Genomic DNA, 21726 nt, shown 5'->3' on the forward strand with positions numbered 1-21726 from the left:
ATGGACAACCTCACCGACCGGCTCCGGGAGCGCTTCGTCTGGCTGAGCGACCCGGCGCCCTGGCCCGAGCCGGAGGTGGCGTACGCGGACCCGACCGGCTGGTGGCGCGACCCGCACGTCCTCGGCGCGCTGGGCCCGGCCCTGGCCGGCCTGTTCGACGACGAGGCTCCGACGGCGGTGCTCGGACCCACGTCGCGTGGAGCGATGGTGGGCGCCCTGGTCGCCGCGCACCTCGGCGTCGGCCTGATCGAGGCGCGCAAGGACCCCGGCCGCGGCTCCGACGACGACCCCTGGTGGATCCGTACGACCGGTCCGGACTACCGCGACCGCAACCTCCGCATCGGCGTACGCCGCAAGACCCTGCGCGCGGGCGATCGCGTCCTCTTCGTCGACGACTGGGTCGCGACCGGCGGACAGGCGCTCGCCTGTCAGCAGATCGTGGCCGACAGCGGCGCCCACTGGGTCGGGGCAGCGGTCATCGTCGACGCCCTGGAGCGGTCCGCCGACCGACGCCGGCTCGGTCTGCGCGGGTTGGTGTACCTGCGCGACCTGTGATGTCAGGCGGCTGACGGCAGGACGTCGCCGCGGTCGAGCTCCCCGATGTCGCCGGTCTCACCCCGCTGCGCCGCCCAGCGGCCCAGAGTGAAGACGTACGTCAGGAAGGCCACCTCGACCAGCACGCCGATGCCGACCCGCGCCCAGGTCGGCAGCCCGGACGGCGTCACGAACGCCTCGATCACGCCGGTGCCGAACAGCACGACCACCAGACCGAGGGCGATGCCGACGCCGGCTCGGGCCTCGGCGGCCAGGGACTGCATCCGCGTCCGCGGGCCCGGCTCGACCCAGGACCAGAAGATTTTCAGCCCGACACCACCTGCGACGAACACCGCCGTCAGCTCCAGCAGCCCGTGCGGGAGGATCAGCCCGAAGAAGTGGCCGGCGCGGTCGTGGCCGGCCATGATGCCGCCCATCACCCCGAGGTTGACCACGTTGCTCCAGAGGACGTAGACGACGGGTACCCCGAGAACGCCGAGGACGATGCACTGGGCGGTCACCCAGGCGTTGTTGGTCCACACCCGAGCCGCGAAGTCCTGGGCGGCGAACTCGGAGTAGTAGTCCTCGAAGTCGTGGTTCACCAGGTCGTTGAGCCGGTCGGCCGGGATGAACCCGGTCTGCACCGACGGGTTCCGCGCGACCCAGATGCCGATCACCAGCGCCACCGCCACGTTGAGCAGGGCCACGGTGATCCACCAGCGCCGGGCCCGGTAGAGCGCGGCAGGGAAGGAGTCGGTGAAGAACCGGGCGAGGTCGGCCCACCCGGTCGTCCGTACGCCCGAGGTGCGCTGGCGGGTCCGCGCTAGCAGCGTCGAGAGGTACTGCACCACCGACACGTCCGGCGCGCTGGAGCGGATCATCGACAGGTGCGTCGCCGTCCGCTGGTACAGGTCGAGCAGCTCATCGGACTCCGCACCACTGAGCCGCCGCCGGCCCGACAGCTCCTGGAGCCGGCTCCACTCGTGCTGGTGCGCCATGACGAAGGCATCCAGGTCCACGTCGCACACCCTAGATCGGCCGCCCGCCGGTACGCCCGCCGACGCCGACATAGGCTGCACCCGTGACCGAGCAGATCGCCCCCGAGCACCGCGCGCTGCGCGGACGCGAGCGCGAGGAGCTCGTCACGGGCGAGGCCGTCCTGCTCGAGGTGCCGCCCGCCAGCCTGCCGAGCCGCCTCGGGTCGGGCCTGCTCGACGTGGTCATCAACGTGCTCGGGTTCGTGGTGACGTTCTGGGTGATCGCGACGCTCGCCCTGAGCACCAGCAGCGCGAACATGACGACGCTCGCCCTGCTCGACCTCGTCGCCTGGACGGTGGCGCTGCCCGTGGCCCTGGAGACGCTCACCCGGGGCCGGACGATCGGCAAGCTGGTGTTCAAGCTGCGCACCGTCCGCGACGACGGCGGCCCCATCGTGTTCCGGCACGCGCTCACCCGCGGCCTGGTCGGTTTCGTCGAGGTCTACCTGTTCTCCGGCGTCCCGGCCGTGCTGGCCTCCATGGCCACCAGCCGGGCCCGGCGGCTCGGCGACCTCGCCGCGGGGACGTACGTCGTGCGCGAGGCGACGCACATCCGCCTGGGGGCCGCGCCCACGATGCCCCCGGCCCTGGACGGCTGGGCCCGGCGCGCGGACATCGCGGCGCTGCCGGACGGGCTCGCGCTGGGCATCCGGCAGTTCCTCCAGCGGGCCGGCACTCTCAGCCCGGCCGCCCGGCAGAGCGTCTGCCAGGACCTGCTGGACCGGACGCTGCCGCTGGTGTCGCCGCCGCCGCCCGCGGGCGCACCCGCGGAGGCGGTCCTGGCCGCGGTACTCGCGGACCGACGCCGCCGCGACACCGAGCGGCTGGTGCGGGAGGACGACGTACGCCGCCGCCTGCTCCCGCCCGACACGATCTGAGCGTCGCCCGGCGGCGAGCACCTACCCGACGGGGTCGTACCCCGGCTTGATGACGTCGTCGATCAGCGCGAGCCGCTGCTCGAACGGGATGAACGCCGACTTCATCGCGTTGATCGTCACCCAGCGCAGGTCCTCGACCGTCCAGCCCGCGTCGTCCAGCAGCAGCTGCATCTCCCGGGACATGGAGGTGCCGCTCATCAGCCGGTTGTCGGTGTTGACCGTGACCCGGAAGCGCAGTTGCTTGAGCAGCGTGATCGGGTGTGCCGCAACGGATCTCGCGGCTCCGGTCTGGATGTTGGAGGACGGGCACATCTCCAGCGGGATCCGCCGGTCGCGGACGTACGAGGCGAGCCGGCCGAGGCGGACGAGGTCGGCGTCGACCGTGCCCGTGTCGGTGACGTCGGCCAGGGACTGCTCGTCGGCGAAGATGTCGTCGACGATCCGGACGCCGTGGCCGAGCCGCTCGGCGCCGCACCACTGGATCGCCTCCCAGATGCTCGGCAGCCCGAACGCCTCGCCGGCGTGGATCGTGAAGTGGGCGTTCTCCCGGCGCAGGTACTCGAACGCGTCGAGGTGCCGGGTGGGCGGGAAGCCGGCCTCGGCACCGGCGATGTCGAACCCGCTGACACCGTCGTCGCGGTAGCGCACGACCAGCTCGGCGATCTCGGTGCTCTTGGCGGCGTGCCGCATGGCGGTCAGCAGCGCGGTCACCCGGATCGGGTGACCGGCCGCGGCCGCGATCCGCTCGCCGTCCCGGAACCCGGCGTTGACCGCCTCGACGACCTCCTCGAGGGTGAGCCCCTCCTCCAGATGCTGCTCCGGCGCGTACCGGACCTCGGCGTACACCACTCCGTCGGCCGCGAGGTCCTGGGCGCACTCGGAGGCGACGCGATGCAGCGCCTCGGCGGTCTGCATGACCGCGACGGTCTGGCCGAACGTCTCCAGGTAGCGCACCAGCGAGCCGGAGTCGGCGCTCTCGCGGAACCAGCGGCCCAACGCCTCGGCGTCGGTCTCGGGCAGCCCGTCGTACCCGCTCTGCGCCGCCAGGTCGATGACGGTCTGCGGCCGCAGGCCACCGTCGAGGTGGTCGTGCAGCAGCACCTTCGGCAGGGCGACGACGTCGAGCGCCATCACTCACCCTCGCGGTTGACGGTCTCCGGGCTGAACGCCGGGAGGCAGACCGCGACGTACTCGGCGCCGTCCGGACCGCAGGAGTAGCGGATGCGCTCACCGGAGCCGGTCACGACCGACTGGCCCGCGTGCACCTCGAGCCGGCCGCCGTCGTGGTCGACGAGGACGGTCCCCTTCAGCACGAGGGTCACCTCGTCGAAGTCCGGCGTCTGGTACGGCTCGTCCCACCCGGCCGGAGCGACCATGTGCGCCACCGACACCGAGCGCTCACCGGTGCTGGCGAGCCCCACGTGCTCGTCGATCACCTTGCCTCCGGGGACGGGGATGCGGACGGGTTGGGTGAGCAGCTTCGGCATCCGGTCAGCGTAGACCGGTCCCCGCAGTAGCGTGCTGAGCCATGACCCGCATCGTCTACCCCGCCGCGATGTCGCTGGACGGCTTTATCGCCGGACCCGGCGGTGACATGTCCTGGCTCGCCGCCTACTTCGGGCCCAACCCGGACGGTGACGAGCTGATGCAGCGCGCCGGAGCGCTGCTGGTCGGCCGGCGCACGTACGACGGCGATGATCCGAACAAGGGCACCGACAAGGAAGGCGCGTACGGCGGACGGTGGGAGGGCACCCAGGTCGTGCTCACCCATCGGCCGCCGGCGGAGCCGGTAGCGGGCTGCGTCTTCGCGACCGACCTCGACGAGGCGGTCCGGGTCGCGCGGGAGGCGGCCGGCGAGCGGGACGTGCAGGTCCTCGGGGCCGACGTCGCCCGCCAGTGCTTGCGCCGCGGGCTGGTCGACGAGGTCGTCATGGCCGTCGTGCCGGTGTTGCTGGGCTCGGGTGTGCGGATGTTCGAGGACGCGGACGACGACACTCCGGTCGCGCTGCGGCCCACCCGGGTCAGTCGCGCCGACACCGCGACGAACCTGTGGTTCGACGTGGTGCGCTGACGAGCGCGCCGCGCCTCTGGGCGGGCATCCTGTGCCCATGACACAGCGACGGTCCCCCTGGGCACGGGTCGAGTCCCACCTCGCCGGGCTGGACGGCGTACGGGGCGGCTCCGACGGCCGCCCGTGGACGGTCGGCGGACGACTCGTCGCCCGTCGGGTGGACGGCTCGACCCTGCTGATCCGCACCGGGTTCGACGAGCGCGAGATCCTGCTCGCCGACCACCCGGACACCTTCTCCGTACGCCCGGAGCTGGAGGCGCACATGAAGGTGCTGGCCGACCTCGACGCGGGCGACCTGGATGCTGTGTGCGCGGCGCTCACCGCCGCCTGGGAGCTCCAGCGCCGCTGACCGGGCCTGAAGCGGCCGGTCGGCGGGGCCGCGGCTCGGCGGCGAGGCTCAGCCGATCCGGTCGATCACCAGTGGCGTCGGCGTTGCGGCGGCACCGATGGTCCACGCGCCGGCCAGCGACTCCTGCGCGCGCGCGAACCGATCGGGCGTGTCGGTGTGCAGCGTCATCAGCGGCTGCCCGGCTCGTACGGTGTCGCCCGGCTTGGCGTGCAGCTGGACGCCGGCGCCGGCCTGGACCGGGTCCTCCTTGCGGGCCCGCCCGGCACCGAGCCGCCAGGCGGCGACGCCGACCTGCAGGGCGTCCAGCCGGGTGAGTGTCCCGTCCGTGTCGGCGGTGACGACCTGCGACTCCGCGGCGGTCGGCAGCGCGGCCTCGGGGTCGCCGCCCTGGGCGGAGATCATCCGGCGCCACACGTCCATGGCCCGTCCGTCCTTCAGCGCGTCCGCCGGGTCGACGTCGTCCTTGCCCGCGGCGGCGAGCATCTCGCGCGCCAGGGTGACGGTCAGCTCGACCACGTCGGCGGGGCCGCCCCCGGAGAGCACCTCGACCGACTCCTGGACCTCCAGGGCGTTGCCGGCGGTCAGGCCGAGCGGCGTCGCCATGTCGGTCAGCAGCGCGACCGTGCGCACCCCGGCGTCGGTGCCGAGCGCCACCATCGTGCTGGCGAGCTCGCGCGCCTGGTCGGCGTCCTTCATGAACGCGCCGGTGCCGACCTTCACGTCCAGCACGAGCGCACCAGTGCCCTCGGCGATCTTCTTGCTCATGATCGAGCTGGCGATCAGCGGGATCGCCTCGACGGTGCCGGTCACGTCGCGCAGCGCGTAGAGCTTCTTGTCCGCCGGCGCCAGCCCGTCACCCGCCGCGCAGATGACCGCGCCGACGTCCTCCAGCTGCGCGAGCATCTGCTCGTTGCTCAGCGTGGCCGCCCAGCCGGGGATCGACTCCAGCTTGTCGAGCGTGCCGCCGGTGTGGCCGAGTCCACGGCCGGACAGCTGCGGCACCGCCACGCCGCACGCCGCGACCAACGGCGCGAGCGGGAGCGTGATCTTGTCGCCCACGCCGCCGGTGGAGTGCTTGTCCGCGGTCGGCCGGCTCAGCGAGGAGAAGTCCATCCGCTCCCCGGAGGCGATCATCGCGTCGGTCCAGCGCGCGATCTCGCGTCGCTCCATGCCGTTCAGCAGCACGGCCATGGCGAGCGCCGACATCTGCTCGTCCGCGACCGCGCCGCGGGTGTAGGCGTCGATCACCCAGTCGATCTGCTCGTCCGACAGCGGCTGGCGGTCCCGCTTGGCCCGGATGACATCGACGGCGTCGAACGCTTCACTCATGCCGCCGATCCTCTCAGAGCACCACGGAACCGAGCGCCGCTCCCCACCGTCGGACGCGCACGAGGGCATCACCCTGCCCTCGACCCGCCGAGAGGACGCCCCATGCTCCGTACGACGATCGCGCGCACCGCCGCAGCCGGACTCCTGCTCGCGGCCCCACTCGCCCTCACCGGATGCGGGCGGTTCGGCGGCGACAACCCCCAGCCCGTGCCGCCCGGGTCGGCGGCGCCCACCGGCGGCTCCACCGCTCCCTCGTCCGGCAGCACTCCTCCTCCGAGCTCCTCCTCCCCCGGCGCGACCGACGACGCCGCAGGCAAACCCTCACGGGAGGCCGTGACCAACGGCGTCCGGACGGCGTACGGGAGCAGCCCCGCCGCCGCCGTGCTGGACGTGGACAAGCTCGCCTCCTGCGTCACGAACGACATCTACGACACCGTCTCGGCCCCCACCCTGCAGGCCCTCGCCGACGGCAGACCGAGCAACATCCGCAACCCCCAGGACGTCCGGACGGTCGCGCAGGCGGTGGGCGACTGCACCCCGAAGGCCAAGCGGAACGTTCCGTCCCTCCCGACCGACATTCCGACCACGCTGCCGTCCCTGCCCACCCAGATCCCGGGGATGTAGGTCCCCGAGTACGCACATCGCCTGGTTCCGACCAGGAACGCGTACCGACACCGGCTCGCCGGCGAGCCGACCGCTAGGTTCTGCACCGACCATCAGAGCGACCGCCCGGAACGTGGCGGCACCGAAGGGATCTCATGACTCACACCACCCGCCTGCGCCTGGCCGCGTGCAGCCTGCTGCTCGCCGCGCCCCTCGCCCTCACCGCGTGCGGCGGCGACTCCTCCGACCAGCCGTCGTCCCAGCCGGCGACCGCGGCCCCGACGTCCTCCGCACCCGAGGGCATCGCCTCCGGTGAGCCGAACCCGGGCGCCACGAGCGGCACCGAGGACAGCAAGACCAAGCCCTCCAAGTCGGAGGTGTCCGCCGGCCTGAAGGACGCCTACGACAAGCGCGGCGGCAAGGACACCTCGGTCCTGAACACCACGAAGCTGTCGGACTGCATCGCCGACAAGGCGTACGACACCACGTCCAACAAGACGCTCAACGCGCTGAAGGACGGTCGTCTCGACGACGTCGACGCGGCCGACACGGACAAGCTCGCCGGCTACACCAAGACCTGCGCGAAGTCTGCCGCGAAGATCCCGGGCTGACCGCGACCCGGCCTACGCAGCGGGCCCCGTCCACCGGCTGGTGTACGGGGCCCGCTGCCGTGGCCGGGAAGCTCAGTGCGTCGCCGACTCGCCGGTGACGTGCTCGATGTCCTCGGGACCGAACGCCTGCGGCAGCACCTCGCTCATGGGCAGGACGCCCGTCGGCGTCCGCAGCAGGCAGCCCGGGCCGCCGTGCTCGACGATCAGCTGACGGCAGCGGCCGCACGGCATCAGCGGCTCGCCCTCGGCGTTCACGCACGCGACGGCGACCAGCCGGCCACCGCCGGTGCGCGCCAGCTCGGAGACCATGCCGCACTCGGCACACAGCCCGACGCCGTACGAGACGTTCTCGACGTTGCAGCCGCTGACGACCCGGCCGTCGTCGACGAGGCCCGCGACACCGACCGGGAACCCGCTGTACGGCGCGTACGCGGTCCGCATCGCCGCCACCGCCTCCGCGGTCAGCGCCTCCCAGTCGATCGCGCTTTCGGTCACTGGCCCTCGCCGCGGCGGTAGATCTTGCCGTCCGCCGCCGGCATTCGTAGCCGTTGCGACGCGAGGGCCATCACCAGGAGAGTGACGACGTACGGCGTCGTGGCGGCGAGCTCGCTGCTGACCTGGTCGGTGAGCAGATACATCAGCAGGGCTCCGACGCCCACGACCAGCGCGATGACGCCCTGTACGACGCGGCGCCGGCGCAGCAGCTGCCACAGCCCGATCACGACGAGCAGCACGGCCGCCAGCAGGATCAGCGCGTGGATGTTGCTGCCCGCGTTGCGCAGCCGGGCGGCGTCGGTGTAGCCGAACAGCAGCGAGCCGCCGGCGAGGCCGCCCGGACGCCAGTTGCCGAAGATCATGGCGGCCAGACCGATGTAACCGCGACCGCCGGTCTGACCCTCGCGGTAGGCGTTGGCCGCGACCTGGGCGAGGAACGCCCCGGCGAGGCCGGCGAGCGCACCCGAGGCGAGCACGCCGTACACCTTGTAGAGGTAGACGTTCACGCCGAGCGTCTCGGCGGCCACCGGTGACTCACCGCAGGAGCGCAGGCGCAGGCCGAACGGCGTACGCCACAGGATCCACCAGGTGGCGACGACGAGCAGGATCGCGATGATCGTGACGACCGAGAGGTTGGTCAGCAGACCGCGCAGGATCCCGGCGACGTCGGAGAGGAGGAACCACTGCTTGCGCTCCAGGTCGGTCAGCGGGTCCTCGATGCCGGGCACCGAGAACCGCGGCAGCTGCTTCAGCGGCGGCGACTGCGTCGGCCCGCCGCCCTGTAGGCCGGTGAACGTGCGCGAGGCCAGGTAGCTCGTCGCGCCTGGGGCGATGACGTTGAGCGCCACACCGGAGACGATGTGGTCGACGCCGAAGCCGATGGTCGCGAGCGCATGGATGGCCGCACCGACCAGACCGGCGACGATGCCGCCGACCAGACCCATCCACGGGCCCCACTTGATGCCGGCCCAGGCGGCACCCCAGGTGCCGAGGATCATCATGCCCTCGAGGCCGATGTTGACGACGCCCGCGCGCTCCGACCACAGGCCGCCCAGGCCGGCGAGACCGATCGGCACGGCTCCGATGAGGGCGGCGCTGATGATGCCGCCGGAGTCGATGTCGTTCGCGCCGGTGACGATCCGCAGCAGGGACAGCAGCACGAGACCGGCCACACCGGAGGCGAGCAGGTACTTCGTCGGGATCCTGCGGCTGCGCGGGGCGTCCTGGACGACCCGGGTCCCGATCTCCAGTCCGGCGGTCATGCCGACGCTCCTTCCGCGACCGGCTGACGATCCTGCGCGGCCAGCTCCCGGGTCACCTGCTGCTGCTCGATGCGCTTGCCGAGGCGGCGCACGACCTCGTACGCGATGACGACGGCCAGCACCATGACACCCTGGATGATCTTGACGATCGAGTCGTCGACGTCCGTCGCGATGGGCAGGGTCACGGCCTGCTTGTCCAGGTAGGACCACAGCAGGGCGCCCAGGGCGATGCCGATGGCGTTGTTCCGGCCGATCAGGGCGATCGCGATACCGGAGAAGCCCAGGCCTGCCTGGAAGTCGGTGCCGTAGTTGTAGTTCTCACCGAGCAGCAGCGGCAGACCGACCATGCCCGCCACCGCGCCGGACAGCAGCATGGACGAGAGCACCATCCGCTTGACGTTGACGCCGCTCGCGACCGCCGCCGACTCCGACCGACCGGTCGCGCGCAGGTCGTACCCGAACCGGGTGCGGTTGATGACGAACCAGTAGAGGAAGCCGACGACGACGGCCAGCACGATCAGGCCGTACACCTTCTTCTGCGTTCCCGCGAGCAGAACGAACCCGTCCAGGTGGGAGGAGTCGGGCAGCCGCTTGGTACCGATGTCGTTGCTGCCCGCGCTCTGCTCGGCGGCGACCTTGGCCAGCAGCCAGGCGACCACGCCGGTGGCGATGGAGTTCAGCATGATGGTCGAGATGACCTCGCTGACGCCGCGGGTCACCTTCAGCCAGGCGGCGATACCGGCCCACAGCGCACCGGTCGCCATCGCGACCAGCAGGATCAGCACGATGTTGAGCGGACCGGGGAGCAGCGCCTGGCCACCCACGGCCGCGGCGGCGAACGCCGCCACGCGGTACTGGCCGTCGACGCCGATGTTGAACAGGTTCATCCGGAAGCCGATGGCCACCGCGATGGCCGAGAAGTACAGGACGACCGCGTTGTTGATCATGTCGGTCGCCTGGCCCGGCTTGGGGGCCTTGAGCATCTGGGACCAAACGTCGGCGACCGGGTCCCCGGTGATCACCAGGATCAGCGAGGTCACGAGGACGGCGACCAGCAGGGCCAGGACCGGTGCGGCCAGGCCCAGCAGGAACCGTCGGGGTTCGAAGCGGCTCACGCCCCCTCCTCCTTGGTGTCGGCGTGGGTACCGGTGTCGGCCCCGGTCATCGCCGCGCCGAGCTCCTCGGCGGTCACGGTGTCAGGATCGAACTCGCCGGACAGCCGCCCGCGCAGGATCACCCGGATCGTGTCGGACAGCCCGATGAGCTCGTCCAGGTCGGCGGAGATCAGCAGGACGCCGAGGCCCTCGCGCCGCGCCGCCCGGATGTGGTCCCAGATCGCCGACTGCGCGCCGACGTCCACACCGCGGGTCGGGTGGGCGGCGACGAGCACCTTCGGGGTGTGGCTCATCTCGCGGCCGATGATCAGCTTCTGCTGGTTGCCACCGGACAGCGAGCCCGCGGTGACGAAGATCGACGGCGTCCGGACGTCGTACTCCTGGACAATCCGGTCGGTGTCACGCTTGGCGTCCTTGGCGTCGATGAGGAGGCCGTTGACGTTGGGTTCCTCGGTCTGGTGGCCGAGGATGCGGTTCTCCCACAGCGGCGCGTCCAGCAGCAGGCCGTGGCGGTGCCGGTCCTCGGGGATGTAGCCGATGCCGGCCTCGCGGATCTCCCGGGTGTGCCAGTCAGTGATGTCGGTGTGGCCGAACATGATCGTGCCGGCGTTCGCGTCGCGCATGCCCATGACGACCTCGACCAGCTCGGCCTGGCCGTTGCCCTCGACCCCCGCGATACCGACGACCTCGCCGGCGTGGATGGTCAGGTCGATGCCGTCCAGCACCTTCGGGCCGGCGGACGCACCGAGCGTGACGCCCTCGATCCGCAGAGCGACCTCGTCGGTGACGGTCGAGTCCTCGGTCTGGGGCGTCGGCAGCTCCGAGCCGACCATCAGCTCGGCCAGCCGGCGGGCGGTCACCGATTTCGGGTCCACCGTCTGCACGGTCGTGCCGCGCCGGATGACGGTGATCTCGTCGGCGACCTTGAGCACCTCGTCCAGCTTGTGCGAGATGAACAGGACGGTCAGGCCCTCGGACTTCAGCTCGGCCAGGTTGTCGAACAGCTCGTCGACCTCCTGCGGCACCAGCACCGCCGTCGGCTCGTCGAGGATGAGGATCTTGGCGCCGCGGTAGAGGACCTTGAGGATCTCCACCCGCTGCCGCGCGCCGACGCCGAGGTCGGCGACCAGGTCACCCGGCCGGATGCCCAGGCCGTACGCCTGCGAGATCCGCTCGATCTCCTTGCGGGCACCCGCGCCGATGCCGTGCAGCTTCTCGGCGCCGAGAACGACGTTCTCCAGCACGGTGAGGTTGTCCGCCAGCATGAAGTGCTGGAAGACCATGCCGATGCCGGCCTTGATCGCGTCGGTCGGGCTGCGCAGGTCGACCTGCTGGCCGTTGACCGTGATCGTGCCCTCGTCCGGGCGCTGGACGCCGTACAGGATCTTCATCAGCGTCGACTTACCGGCGCCGTTCTCGCCGACGACGGCGTGCACCGTACCGGTGCGGACGACGATCTCGACGTCCTTGTTGGCAACGACGCCGGGGAAGCGCTTGGTGATGCCGTGGAGCTCGACCGCGGTCCCGGTCGAAGGCACCTGGTCGACGGCGCTGGCAGTGGTGGCGATGGCTACACGCTCCTGGTCCGGGGCCGCGCGCTCACGCGGACGTCGTACGAGGGAAGGAGGGGTGGACGACGTGGTGATGACCCGGGTGCACGCTACCGCGCACCCGGGTCATCGACCCGAGTCGTCAACGGACTCAGGGAGTCGTCGGCACCTTGATGGAGCCGGAGATGATCTGCTCGCGCAGCGGGTCGAGCTTGGTCTTGATGTCGTCGATGTGACCGCCCGTGGTCGCGACGCCGACGCCGCCGTCCTTGAGGGCGAACTCACGCTTGCCCGCCTTGAACGAACCGTCCTTGACCGACTTGATGAAGTCGTACACGCCGACGTTGACGTTCTTGACCATCGAGGTCAGGATCAGCGACCGCACGCTCGGGTCGGCCGTGAGGGCCTGGTCGGAGTCGACACCGATCGCCCAGTGGTTGGCGCCGGCAGCCTTCGCGGCGTTGAAGACGCCCGCGCCGGAGCCACCCGCGGCGTGGTAGACGATGTCCGCACCGGCCTGGAACTGGCCGTCCGCCGCGGTCTTGCCCTTCGCCGGGTCGGCGAAGCCGCTGACGTCCGGAAGCTGGGTGAGATAGGTCGAGTCGATCTTGATGCTCGGCTTGACCTTCTTCGCGCCCGCCAGGTAACCGGCCTCGAACTTCTTGATCAGCGGAGTCTGAACGCCACCGACGAAGCCGATGTGGTTGGTCTTGGTCTTCAGTGCGGCGGCTGCGCCGACCAGGTAGGAACCCTCCTGCTCGGCGAAGGTGATCTGCTCGACGTTGTCGCCCTTGGAATCGTCGGAGGCGTCGTCGATGATCGCGAACTTCACGTCCGGGTTGGCCTTGGCGACCTTGCCGACCGACTTCGCGTACGCGAAGCCGATGGCGACGATCGTGGTGTAACCGCTGTCGACGAGGCTCTGCAGACGCTGCTCGCGGGCCGACTCGGCCTCACCGGTGTTGGCCTCGGACTCCTTCGCCGACACCCCCAGCTCGCTCTTGGCCTTGTCCAGGCCCTTGGCGGCCGAGTCGTTGAACGACTGGTCGCCGCGGCCACCCACGTCGTACGCCATGCCGACCTTGAGGGCGCCGCCGCCCTTCCCGGTGCCGGTGCCGGAGCCGCCGCTGCCGGTGTCGGAGTCGGAGCCGCAGGCGGCGAGGCCGAGGGTCAGGGTCGTGGCGACGACCGTCATGGTGAGAGCGCGACGCAAGGGGATCTCCTCGTTCAGATGCTGTGGTCCGGCCACCTCACAGATGGGAGGTCCTTCTCTCCGGACGTCCGAGCCTGTGCGCCGACCCGAACGCAGGGACTCTACCCGCGAGTCAACCGGCACGACGACTCACGACGGGGCTAGTGACATAACCGTTACCGGAGGGGTGAGTCGTCCTCCACCGTGGCGTGATAGAGCGCCGCAGAGGCCAGCAGCTTGGCTCCCGCGGTGATCGCCCGCTCGTCGACGACGAGGTCGCCCTGGTGCAGCTCGTACGTCCGACCGCCCGGCGTCCGGGTCCCGAGGCGCGCCATGGCACCCGGCACCCTCCCGAGGTACCAGGAGAAGTCCTCGCCACCCAGCGACTGACGGGTCGGCACGACCGCGTCGGCGCCGAACGCCGCGCTCGCGGCCCGGCGCAGCGTGAGGACGGCGGCCGCGGAGTTGACGACCGGCGGCACGCCGCGGACGTGCTCGGTGCGCGCGGTCACGCCGTACGGCGCGACGACGTCGGTGACGAGCCGCTCGATCAGGTCGCCCATCCGCTCCCACACCTCGACGTCCAGGATGCGCAGCGTGCCGGAGGCCTCGCCCGTCGCCGGGACGACGTTGGCGGCGTGACCCGCCTGCACGTGGCCCCACACCAGGGCGGCGCCGGACCGCGGGTCCAGCCGTCGGGACAGGGCCGCCGGCACCTCCGTGACGACCTTCGCGAGCGCGTACGTGAGGTCCTGGGTGAGGTGCGGACGGGAGGTGTGGCCGCCCTTGCCGGTCAGCGTCACGTGCACCCGGTCGCAGGCGGAGGTGATGGCCCCGGTGACCAGGCCGACCTGGCCCACGTCGACGCTGGGGTCGCAGTGCACCGCCAGCACCTGGTCGACCCCGTCGAGGCCGCCGTGGTCGATGACGTGGTGCGCCCCGCCGGGCACCATCTCCTCGGCCGGCTGGAACAGCACCCGGACGGCGCGTCCACGGGCGACGAGCTCGCTCTCCTGCTGCTTGAGGGCGAGCGCTGCGCCCAGCACGGCCGTGGTGTGCACGTCGTGGCCGCAGGCGTGCGCGACGCCCTCGGTCGCGGAGGCGAAGGACAGGCCCGAGGACTCGGGGACGGGCAGGGCGTCGATGTCCGCGCGCAACGCCACGCGCTGCTGCGGCTCGGGAGCGCCCACGTCGGCGATCAGACCGCTGCCGGGCAGTAGCCGCGGCTCGATCCCCGCCGACCGCAGCCGGTCGGCGATCACGGCGGTCGTCCGGGTCTCCTGCCACGAGAGCTCGGGGTGGGCGTGCAGATCGCGGCGGGCCTGCACCAGCAGGGTCTCCAGCCGGTCGACCTCCGATCGCACCGCCGACACGAGGTCGGCGCCGATGTGCTGGGTAGGAAGTCGGGCATTCACAGTCACGCGATGTTAGTCGCTGGCCAGGACAGCCACGAAGGCGCCCCGGGCCTCACCCGCTCGTTCGGCGAGGATCTCGCGGGTCGTCCGGCGGGTGTCGGGGTCCAGCTCGGCGTCGCCGCTCCACACCAGGAGCACGCCGCGGTCGTCCACCAGGTCGCTGAGGCTGTCGGCCAGGGCGTCCCAGTTGTGGCCGAACCAGTCGGGCAGCTCCAGGTCGCGCTCGGCTGCCGCCAGGAGGCCGGCCTTGTCCGTGACGCCCGTGGTGTCCAGGTGCAGGACGCGCCAGCCGCGGTCCAGTCCGAGGCGCAGCAACCGGCGGACGGGCGGGCGGCTGCGGAACAGGCCGGACTCCCCGGCGTCGAGCGCTCGGGCGAGTCCCTGGGGGCCGACCTCGGCCACGCTCACTGCTGGATCCTCCGGAACGTCTTGTAGTGGTCGCCGGTGTAGTAGAGCGTCCCGCCGCGCTCCTTGATGACGCGCCGGGCTCCCCGGTCGTCCTCGCCCGGGGTGACGACCGTGAACTCCTGGTAGCGACCCGGCGGCAGCAGCCGCTCCCGGTTCTGGAAGGTCTTGCCGTCCTGGCGGTACGGGTACGGGCCGCCCTTGGCGATCAGCGCCAGCGTCGCCTTCGCCTCACGGGGCAGGTCGTCGTAGGCGATCGTTGGGAGGTCGTCGGGTGCCTGCGTGGTGGCGCCGGCGGTCGAGCCGGACGCTCCCGCCGTCGAGGACGCAGCCGGCCGGGCGCTCGGCGCCGGATCGGGTGAACCGCTGCGGGCACCCCAGACGATCACGAGGATGAGCAGCAGCAGGCTCAGGACCACGGCGACCCAGTTCTTCCACACCCACTTCACGACGTCCATGCCGCCAGCCCTACCCCAGCTCGCGGTTGAGCTCGGCGACCAGCGCCGGGCCACGGAAGATGAAGCCGGTGTACACCTGCACGAGATCGGCGCCGGCCTCGACGAGGGCGCGACCGTCCGCGGCGCTCATCACTCCCCCGACACCGATGACCGGGAGGTCGGTGGCGGCGGCGATCCGGCCCACGACGTACCGGGCCCGGCGGGTGAGCGGTGCCCCGGACAGCCCGCCGGCCTCCCGTGCGAGCGGCAGGTCCGGGCGCAGGACGCCGTCGCGGGACAGCGTGGTGTTGGTCGCGATGATGCCGCTGACGTCGGTCTCGTGCGCGACCTCGAGCACCTCCTCCAGCGCGGCGTCGGACAGGTCCGGTGCGACCTTGACGAAGACCGGGGTCGGACGGGAGAGCCGTCGCCTGCCCAGGCGCGACGCCTCGGCGGTGATCGCGGCGAGCAGCTCGCGCAGCGGCTCGCGGTCCTGCAGCGACCGCAGACCCGGGGTGTTCGGGCTGGAGACGTTGACCGCGACGTAGTCGGCGAGACCGTCGAGCGCCTTCAGGCTGCTCAGGTAGTCGTCCACCGCCTCGTCCACCGGCGTCGTCTTGGTCTTGCCGATGCTGACCCCGACCGGGATGCCCGGGTCGCCGCTCATCCGCAGGCGTTCGGCGAGCGCCTCGGCGCCGGCGTTGTTGAAGCCCATCCGGTTGATGACGCCGCGGCTGTCGATCAGCCTGAACAGCCGGGGCCGCTCGTTGCCCGGCTGGGCCCGGGCGGTCACCGTGCCGAGCTCGACGTGCCCGAACCCCAGCGCGCCCCACGCCTTGACGCCGACGCCGTCCTTGTCGACGCCCGCAGCCAGACCCACACGCCCGGGGAACCGGATGCCCGCGAGGGTCACGGGCTCGGTCGGGACGTGCAGCACGCGACTCACCTGGGCGAGGACCCGTGGACGCTCACCGAGCGCCGCCAGCCGGTCGAGCGTCAGGTGGTGCGCCTTCTCGGCGTCGCCGTGACCGATGCGGAAGAGGGCGGGGCGAACGACGGACCGGTATCCCAGGTCGAGCGCGCGAGGTGTCACTGTCGGCACCCCCTGACCCTAGTGACCCCGAGGATCATTCCGACATCTCGTGCAGAGATCGTCGAGGTGATGTCGTTGATCGTCAGGTGAGGTACTCGCGGCCGGAGAGCTTGAGGCGCTCGACGATCTTCTTGACGTCCTGCGCGTGGATGCTCGTGGTGACCAGCACCGCGTCCTCGGTGTCGACCACGACCAGGTCGTCCAGCCCCAGCGCCACCACGGTCCGGCCCGACTGCGGCGCCACGAAACCCGTCGCGTCCTGCATGACGACCAGCCGGGACTCCCCGAGCACCTTCACGCCGGGCGCGTCCTGGGACTCCAGCACCAGGGAGGCCAGCGAGGCGTAGTCGCCCACGTCGTCCCAGTCGAACGAGCCGGGTACGACGGCGACCCGCCCGTCGACCGCGGCGGGCTCGGCGATGGCCGGGTCGATCGCGATCTTGGTCAGTCGCGGCCACAGCTCGTTGAGCCGCAACGGGTTCGCGGCGATCGAGCGCAGGTAGTTCGCCATGACCGGCTGATAGCGCGCGAGCATGTCGAGCAGGTCGGCGGCACCGACCACGAACATGCCGGCGTTCCAGCGGTACTCGCCGCTGTCGAGGTACCGCTGAGCGGTGACGCCGTCCGGCTTCTCGACGAACGCCCGTACGCCGTGGGCGTCCGGGGCTCCGGCGATGTCGAGCTCCTGCCCGATCTGGATGTACCCGAATCCGGTCGAGGCGTGGGTGGGCTTGATGCCGAGCGTGACGAGCTTGCCGGTCCGGGCGACGGCCACCGCCTGGCGGACGCAGTCGCGGAAGCCCTCGTCGTCGCGGATGACGTGGTCCGCCGCGAACGAGCCGAGAACGGCCTGCGGGTCGCGCCGCTCGAGGATGGCGGCGGCGAGCCCGATCGCCGGCATCGAGTCGCGCGGCGAGGGCTCGACGATGAGGTCGTCCTGACCCAGCTGCGGCAGCTGCTCGCGGGCGGCCTCGGCGTGCATCCCGCCAGTGACGACCATCAGCCGGTCGCCCGCCAGCGGAGCCAGCCGGTCGACCGTGCCCTGCAGCAACGACCGCCCGGTGCCCGTGAGGTCGTACAGGAACTTCGGTGACCCGGCGCGCGACAGCGGCCACAGCCGCGTCCCCGACCCGCCTGCGGGTACGACCGCCCAGAAGCCCTCGATCTCCTCGCCCGCCTCAGACATGGCGCAGACGGTAACCCACGCCGTTCACCCGACGCTCACCGGACACTCAGGTCGAGGTCGACCGGGTGCCACCCCTCGCCGGGACCCTTGTCGCGTGCGAGTGGCCATCGTGACCGAGTCGTTCCTGCCGACGCTGAACGGCGTAACCACCAGCGTCTGCCGGATCCTGGACTGCCTGCGGGCGGCGGGGCACCAAGCCCTCGTCGTCTGCCCCGGACCCGCCCCGGCGTCGTACGCCGGGTTCGAGGTCCACACCGTCATGGGCGTCACCGTCCGCCAGTTCCGGGTCGGGCTCCCCTCGTACGACCTGGAGCGGGTGCTGCGCGACTTCCGCCCGGACGTGGTGCACGCGGCGTCACCGTTCGGCCTCGGCGCCCGCGGACTGGCCGCCGCCCGGAACCTGCGCATCCCCGCCGTCGCGATCTACCAGACGGACATGCCGAGCTACCTGCGCCAGCACGGCGGCCCCGCTGCCGGCTTCGTGGAGCGCGCCGCGTGGCGCTGGATCCGGCACATGCACACGCTGGCCGACCTGACCCTGGTGCCGAGCTCACAGACGCTGCAGGAGCTGTCGGCGCACGGGGTCCCGCGCACCGCCCTCTGGCGGCGCGGCGTGGACACCGTCCTGTTCGACCCGGCCCGCCGGTACGACCCCGCCGTCCAGGACCTGCGCGAGCTGCTCGCCCCGCACGACGAGACGATCGTCGGGTACGTCGGTCGGCTGGCCCCGGAGAAGGAGGTCCACCGGCTCGCGGAGGTGGCCGACCTGCCCGGCGTCAGCCTCTGCGTCGTGGGCGACGGACCGTCCCGGGCAGCGCTGGAACGGCAGCTGCCGCGGGCGAGCTTCCTCGGCTACCGCTCGGGACTGCCGCTCGCGCAGGCGTACGCGGCGCTGGACGTCTTCGCGCACACCGGCACCAAGGAGACGTTCGGCCAGACCCTGCAGGAGGCGATGGCCGCGGGCCTCCCGGTCGTCGCGCCGGCGGCCGGCGGGCCGCTCGACATCGTGCGCCCGGGCGTGACGGGGCTGCTGTTCGACCCCGACCATCCCGGCACGCTGCGGCAGGCGGTCGGCGGTCTGGTGGCCGACCCGGCGATGCGCACCCGGATGGGTGAGGCCGCCCGCAGCCGGGTCGCGGACCGGTCGTGGTCGTCCCTGGTGGACGAGCTCGTCGCGTACTACGCCTCCGTCATCGCCCCGAGCTGGGCCACCCCCGCCCCCGCCGCCTGACCTCACCCCCTCCGGCAAAAGCTGGCGCCCAGCACACGCATACCTGTGCCGACGACCAACCTTTGCCGCCCTCCCGGCAAAAGCTGGCGCCCTGCACACGCATACCTGTGCCGACGGCCAGCTTTTGCCGGGAGGGGTGCGGACACAGAGGTGCCCGGCTGCCGTGTGGCAGCCGGGCACCTTTGAGAGGTCCGTCAGCGACTAGGCGCCGCGCTTGGCCTTCCGGAAGTCGGCGTTGAGCGTCGAGATGACGTCCAGCGGGATCTCCTTCGGGCAGGCGGCCGAGCACTCACCGATGTTGGTGCAGCCGCCGAAGCCCTCGTGGTCGTGCTGGTTCACCATCGACACCACGCGCGCGTCGCGCTCCGCCTGGCCCTGCGGCAGCTCGGACAGGTGGGTGACCTTCGCGCCCATGAACAGCATGCCGGAGGCGTTCGGGCAGGCCGCCACGCACGCGCCGCAGCCGATGCAGGTCGCGGTGTCGAACGCGCGGTCCGCCTTGACCTTCGGCACCGGGGTGTTGTTGGCCTCCGGGGCCGCACCGGTGTTGACCGAGATGAACCCGCCGGCCTGGATGATCCGGTCGAACGCCGATCGGTCGACGACCAGGTCGCGCACGACCGGGAACGCCTCGGCCCGCCACGGCTCCACCGTGATGGTGTCGCCGTCCTTGAACGAGCGCATGTGCAGCTGGCAGGTCGTGGTGACCTCCGGGCCGTGCGCCTGCCCGCTGATCATCAGACCGCACATGCCGCAGATGCCCTCGCGGCAGTCGCTGTCGAAGGCGACCGGCTCCTCGCCGGAGGCGATCAGCTGCTCGTTGAGGGTGTCCAGCATCTCCAGGAAGGACATGTCCTCGGAGATCTCGCTGACCTGGTAGGTCACCAGCCGGCCGGCGACGTCCGCGCCGTCCTGACGCCAGATCTTCAGGGTGAGGTTCATTACTTGTAGCTCCGCTGCTTCAGCTCGATGAAGTTGTAGACCAGGTCTTCCTTGTGCAGCACCGGCGCGGCGCTGTCACCGCCGAACTCCCAGGCCGCGACGTACGCGAACTCGTCGTCGTGGCGCAGTGCCTCGCCGTCCTCGGTCTGGGACTCGGCGCGGAAGTGGCCACCGCAGGACTCACGCCGGTGCAGCGCGTCGATGCACATCAGCTCACCGAGCTCGATGAAGTCGGCGACGCGGCCGGCCTTCTCCAGCGACTGGTTGAGCGTGTCCGCCGCGCCGAGCACCCGCACGTTGCGCCAGAACTCCTCCTTGAGGCCGCGGATGAGGTCGATGGCCTTGCGCAGGCCCTCCTCCGTCCGCTCCATGCCGCAGAACTCCCACATGATGTTGCCGAGCTCGCGGTGGAAGGAGTCGACCGTCCGCTCGCCGTTGATCGACAGCAGCGTCTTGATGCGGCCCTCGACCGCCTGCCGTGCCTCGACGACCTCGGGGGCGTCCTCACTGATCGGCTCGAAAGGACCCTCGGCGAGGTAGTTGCGGATGGTGTTCGGCAGCACGAAGTAGCCGTCCGCCAGGCACTGCATCAGCGACGAGGCGCCGAGGCGGTTGGCGCCGTGGTCGGAGAAGTTGGCCTCGCCCGTGGCGTACAGACCCGGGATCGTGGTCTCCAGGTCGTAGTCGACCCACAGGCCACCCATCGTGTAGTGCACCGCGGGGTAGATGCGCATCGGCACCTTGTACGGGTCCTCGCCCGTGATCCGGGCGTACATGTCGAAGAGGTTGCCGTACTTGGCGCGGACCGCGTCCTCGCCGAGACGAGCGATGGCGTCGGCGAAGTCGAGGTAGACACCACGACGGAAGTCGCCGACCACAGGGCCGACACCGCGGCCCTCGTCGCACATGTACTTCGCCTGGCGCGAGGCGATGTCGCGCGGCACCAGGTTGCCGAACGAGGGGTAGATCCGCTCCAGGTAGTAGTCGCGATCCTCCTCGGCGATGTCGCGGGGGTCCTTGTCGCAGTCCTCGCGGTTCTTCGGCACCCAGATGCGGCCGTCGTTGCGCAGTGACTCCGACATCAGGGTGAGCTTGGACTGGTGGTCGCCGCTCACCGGGATGCAGGTCGGGTGGATCTGGGTGTAGCAGGGGTTGCCGAAGTAGGCGCCCTTGCGGTGCGCACGCCAGGTCGCCGTGACGTTGCAGCCCATCGCGTTGGTCGACAGGAAGAAGACGTTGCCGTAGCCGCCGGAGGCGAGCACGACCGCGTCGGCGAGGTGGGTCTCGATCGCGCCGGTGACCATGTCGCGGGCGATGATGCCGCGCGCCTTGCCGTCCTTGACGATCAGCTCGAGCATCTCGTGACGGGTGAACGAAGTTACCGTGCCGCCCGCGACCTGCCGCTCCATCGCCTGGTAGGCGCCGATCAGCAGCTGCTGACCCGTCTGGCCGCGTGCGTAGAACGTCCGGGCCACCTGCACGCCACCGAACGAGCGGTTGTCCAGCAGGCCGCCGTAGTCGCGCGCGAACGGGACGCCCTGGGCGACGCACTGGTCGATGATGTTCGTCGACACCTCGGCCAGCCGGTACACGTTGCTCTCGCGCGAGCGGTAGTCGCCGCCCTTGACCGTGTCGTAGAAGAGGCGGTACGTGGAGTCGCCGTCGTCGTTGTAGTTCTTGGCGGCGTTGATGCCGCCCTGCGCGGCGATCGAGTGGGCGCGGCGCGGGCTGTCCTGGTAGCAGAACGACTTCACGTGGTAGCCGGCCTCACCGAGGGTCGCGGCTGCGGCGGCGCCCGCCAGGCCCGTCCCGACGATGATCACCGAGAGCTTGCGCCGGTTGGCCGGGTTGACCAGCTTGTTCTCGAACTTGGCGGTCGTCCAGCGCTGCTCGATCGGTCCGTCGGGCGACTTGGTGTCCGCGATCGGCGTGCCGAGGGTGAACATGTCGCCGCCGGGAAGGTCCTGCGTCTGGGTGTCTGTCATCTGAGG

At 71.3% G+C, this 21726-nt stretch carries 23 protein-coding genes; 7 read left to right on the forward strand and 16 right to left on the reverse strand.

Annotation, left to right across the window (positions count from 1 at the left end; all coding sequences use genetic code 11):
• Window positions 1-555 (forward strand): phosphoribosyltransferase family protein, encoded by a 555-nt coding sequence (locus tag P4R38_RS02230; RefSeq protein ID WP_277190863.1) that lies wholly within the window; start codon window positions 1-3, stop codon window positions 553-555.
• A gap of 2 nt (window positions 556-557) precedes the next feature.
• On the opposite strand, the gene P4R38_RS02235 is transcribed toward P4R38_RS02230, so the two are convergent.
• A complete protein-coding gene (locus P4R38_RS02235) occupies window positions 558-1553 on the reverse strand; it encodes a stage II sporulation protein M (protein WP_277190864.1) in 996 nt (331 codons plus the stop codon).
• 62 nt (window positions 1554-1615) lie between these two features.
• On the opposite strand from P4R38_RS02235, the gene P4R38_RS02240 reads away from it, so the two are divergent.
• Window positions 1616-2449, forward strand: coding sequence for an RDD family protein (locus P4R38_RS02240; protein WP_275239715.1), 834 nt, complete (start codon window positions 1616-1618; stop codon window positions 2447-2449).
• 21 nt (window positions 2450-2470) lie between these two features.
• Here the strand turns inward: P4R38_RS02240 and P4R38_RS02245 are convergent, their stop codons facing one another.
• On the reverse strand, window positions 2471-3580 hold the full coding sequence (locus P4R38_RS02245; RefSeq protein ID WP_277190865.1) for an adenosine deaminase: 1110 nt from the start codon (window positions 3578-3580) through the stop codon (window positions 2471-2473).
• Window positions 3580-3936 (reverse strand): cupin domain-containing protein, encoded by a 357-nt coding sequence (locus tag P4R38_RS02250; protein WP_277190866.1) that lies wholly within the window; start codon window positions 3934-3936, stop codon window positions 3580-3582. Before P4R38_RS02250 ends, P4R38_RS02245 begins: the two co-directional genes overlap by 1 nt.
• Window positions 3937-3977: 41 nt before the next feature.
• Here P4R38_RS02250 and P4R38_RS02255 point away from each other — a divergent pair, with 41 nt between their 5' ends.
• Window positions 3978-4520, forward strand: coding sequence for a dihydrofolate reductase family protein (locus tag P4R38_RS02255; RefSeq protein ID WP_277190867.1), 543 nt, complete (start codon window positions 3978-3980; stop codon window positions 4518-4520).
• A 37-nt stretch (window positions 4521-4557) separates the two neighbouring features.
• Window positions 4558-4869: a hypothetical protein gene (locus P4R38_RS02260; RefSeq protein ID WP_275239720.1), complete on the forward strand. Its 312-nt coding sequence runs from the start codon at window positions 4558-4560 to the stop codon at window positions 4867-4869.
• 48 nt (window positions 4870-4917) lie between these two features.
• Here P4R38_RS02260 and P4R38_RS02265 read toward each other — a convergent pair whose 3' ends face one another.
• Window positions 4918-6198, reverse strand: a complete 1281-nt coding sequence (locus tag P4R38_RS02265; protein WP_277190868.1) for a thymidine phosphorylase — start codon at window positions 6196-6198, stop codon at window positions 4918-4920.
• Window positions 6199-6300: 102 nt separating this feature from the next.
• Here P4R38_RS02265 and P4R38_RS02270 point away from each other — a divergent pair, with 102 nt between their 5' ends.
• Window positions 6301-6822: a hypothetical protein gene (locus tag P4R38_RS02270; RefSeq protein WP_277190869.1), complete on the forward strand. Its 522-nt coding sequence runs from the start codon at window positions 6301-6303 to the stop codon at window positions 6820-6822.
• Window positions 6823-6956: 134 nt separating this feature from the next.
• On the forward strand, window positions 6957-7412 hold the full coding sequence (locus P4R38_RS02275) for a hypothetical protein (RefSeq protein ID WP_277190870.1): 456 nt from the start codon (window positions 6957-6959) through the stop codon (window positions 7410-7412).
• Window positions 7413-7484: 72 nt separating this feature from the next.
• Here the strand turns inward: P4R38_RS02275 and P4R38_RS02280 are convergent, their stop codons facing one another.
• The 10 genes from P4R38_RS02280 to P4R38_RS02325 form a co-directional block, all read right to left on the reverse strand.
• Complete coding sequence (locus tag P4R38_RS02280; protein WP_277190871.1) at window positions 7485-7907, reverse strand: cytidine deaminase; 423 nt, start codon at window positions 7905-7907, stop codon at window positions 7485-7487.
• The gene (locus tag P4R38_RS02285; RefSeq protein ID WP_277190872.1) at window positions 7904-9169 is read right to left on the reverse strand and encodes an ABC transporter permease; all 1266 of its coding nucleotides are present in this window, start codon (window positions 9167-9169) and stop codon (window positions 7904-7906) included. The genes P4R38_RS02280 and P4R38_RS02285 overlap by 4 nt, the downstream gene beginning before the upstream one ends.
• A complete protein-coding gene (locus P4R38_RS02290) occupies window positions 9166-10284 on the reverse strand; it encodes an ABC transporter permease (protein WP_277190873.1) in 1119 nt (372 codons plus the stop codon). The genes P4R38_RS02285 and P4R38_RS02290 overlap by 4 nt, the downstream gene beginning before the upstream one ends.
• On the reverse strand, window positions 10281-11822 hold the full coding sequence (locus P4R38_RS02295) for an ABC transporter ATP-binding protein (RefSeq protein WP_277190874.1): 1542 nt from the start codon (window positions 11820-11822) through the stop codon (window positions 10281-10283). Before P4R38_RS02295 ends, P4R38_RS02290 begins: the two co-directional genes overlap by 4 nt.
• Window positions 11823-11985: 163 nt before the next feature.
• Window positions 11986-13083 carry a BMP family lipoprotein gene (locus P4R38_RS02300; protein ID WP_277190875.1) on the reverse strand — a complete coding sequence of 366 codons (1098 nt, stop codon included), beginning with the start codon at window positions 13081-13083 and terminating at the stop codon, window positions 11986-11988.
• 119 nt (window positions 13084-13202) lie between these two features.
• Window positions 13203-14447 (reverse strand): amidohydrolase, encoded by a 1245-nt coding sequence (locus tag P4R38_RS02305; RefSeq protein ID WP_409201228.1) that lies wholly within the window; start codon window positions 14445-14447, stop codon window positions 13203-13205.
• A 6-nt stretch (window positions 14448-14453) separates the two neighbouring features.
• On the reverse strand, window positions 14454-14849 hold the full coding sequence (locus P4R38_RS02310; RefSeq protein WP_277190876.1) for a barstar family protein: 396 nt from the start codon (window positions 14847-14849) through the stop codon (window positions 14454-14456).
• A complete protein-coding gene (locus P4R38_RS02315) occupies window positions 14846-15304 on the reverse strand; it encodes a ribonuclease domain-containing protein (protein ID WP_277190877.1) in 459 nt (152 codons plus the stop codon). The genes P4R38_RS02310 and P4R38_RS02315 overlap by 4 nt, the downstream gene beginning before the upstream one ends.
• 10 nt (window positions 15305-15314) lie before the next feature.
• Complete coding sequence (locus tag P4R38_RS02320; RefSeq protein WP_277190878.1) at window positions 15315-16385, reverse strand: quinone-dependent dihydroorotate dehydrogenase; 1071 nt, start codon at window positions 16383-16385, stop codon at window positions 15315-15317.
• 73 nt (window positions 16386-16458) lie between these two features.
• Window positions 16459-17562 carry a mannose-1-phosphate guanylyltransferase gene (locus tag P4R38_RS02325; RefSeq protein ID WP_275239734.1) on the reverse strand — a complete coding sequence of 368 codons (1104 nt, stop codon included), beginning with the start codon at window positions 17560-17562 and terminating at the stop codon, window positions 16459-16461.
• 94 nt (window positions 17563-17656) lie between these two features.
• Here P4R38_RS02325 and P4R38_RS02330 point away from each other — a divergent pair, with 94 nt between their 5' ends.
• Window positions 17657-18793: a glycosyltransferase family 4 protein gene (locus P4R38_RS02330; protein ID WP_277190879.1), complete on the forward strand. Its 1137-nt coding sequence runs from the start codon at window positions 17657-17659 to the stop codon at window positions 18791-18793.
• Window positions 18794-18994: 201 nt separating this feature from the next.
• On the opposite strand, the gene P4R38_RS02335 is transcribed toward P4R38_RS02330, so the two are convergent.
• The gene (locus P4R38_RS02335) at window positions 18995-19735 is read right to left on the reverse strand and encodes a succinate dehydrogenase/fumarate reductase iron-sulfur subunit (RefSeq protein WP_277190880.1); all 741 of its coding nucleotides are present in this window, start codon (window positions 19733-19735) and stop codon (window positions 18995-18997) included.
• The gene (locus P4R38_RS02340; RefSeq protein WP_277190881.1) at window positions 19735-21720 is read right to left on the reverse strand and encodes a fumarate reductase/succinate dehydrogenase flavoprotein subunit; all 1986 of its coding nucleotides are present in this window, start codon (window positions 21718-21720) and stop codon (window positions 19735-19737) included. The genes P4R38_RS02335 and P4R38_RS02340 overlap by 1 nt, the downstream gene beginning before the upstream one ends.
• Window positions 21721-21726 lie beyond the last annotated feature (6 nt).

The sequence above is a fragment of the Luteipulveratus flavus genome, assembly GCF_029439465.1.
In the GTDB taxonomy this organism is placed as follows: domain Bacteria; phylum Actinomycetota; class Actinomycetes; order Actinomycetales; family Dermatophilaceae; genus Luteipulveratus; species Luteipulveratus flavus.

Bases quoted from the DNA above. Each gene is read 5' to 3' on its own strand.
- P4R38_RS02230 (WP_277190863.1), top strand. From the start codon at position 1: ATGGACAACCTCACCGACCGGCTCCGGGAGCGCTTCGTCTGGCTGAGC.
- P4R38_RS02245 (WP_277190865.1), bottom strand. From the start codon at position 3,580: ATGGCGCTCGACGTCGTCGCCCTGCCGAAGGTGCTGCTGCACGACCAC.
- P4R38_RS02250 (WP_277190866.1), bottom strand. From the start codon at position 3,936: ATGCCGAAGCTGCTCACCCAACCCGTCCGCATCCCCGTCCCCGGAGGC.
- P4R38_RS02255 (WP_277190867.1), top strand. From the start codon at position 3,978: ATGACCCGCATCGTCTACCCCGCCGCGATGTCGCTGGACGGCTTTATC.
- P4R38_RS02260 (WP_275239720.1), top strand. From the start codon at position 4,558: ATGACACAGCGACGGTCCCCCTGGGCACGGGTCGAGTCCCACCTCGCC.
- P4R38_RS02265 (WP_277190868.1), bottom strand. From the start codon at position 6,198: ATGAGTGAAGCGTTCGACGCCGTCGATGTCATCCGGGCCAAGCGGGAC.
- P4R38_RS02270 (WP_277190869.1), top strand. From the start codon at position 6,301: ATGCTCCGTACGACGATCGCGCGCACCGCCGCAGCCGGACTCCTGCTC.
- P4R38_RS02275 (WP_277190870.1), top strand. From the start codon at position 6,957: ATGACTCACACCACCCGCCTGCGCCTGGCCGCGTGCAGCCTGCTGCTC.
- P4R38_RS02285 (WP_277190872.1), bottom strand. From the start codon at position 9,169: ATGACCGCCGGACTGGAGATCGGGACCCGGGTCGTCCAGGACGCCCCG.
- P4R38_RS02315 (WP_277190877.1), bottom strand. From the start codon at position 15,304: ATGGACGTCGTGAAGTGGGTGTGGAAGAACTGGGTCGCCGTGGTCCTG.
- P4R38_RS02325 (WP_275239734.1), bottom strand. From the start codon at position 17,562: ATGTCTGAGGCGGGCGAGGAGATCGAGGGCTTCTGGGCGGTCGTACCC.
- P4R38_RS02335 (WP_277190880.1), bottom strand. From the start codon at position 19,735: ATGAACCTCACCCTGAAGATCTGGCGTCAGGACGGCGCGGACGTCGCC.
- P4R38_RS02340 (WP_277190881.1), bottom strand. From the start codon at position 21,720: ATGACAGACACCCAGACGCAGGACCTTCCCGGCGGCGACATGTTCACC.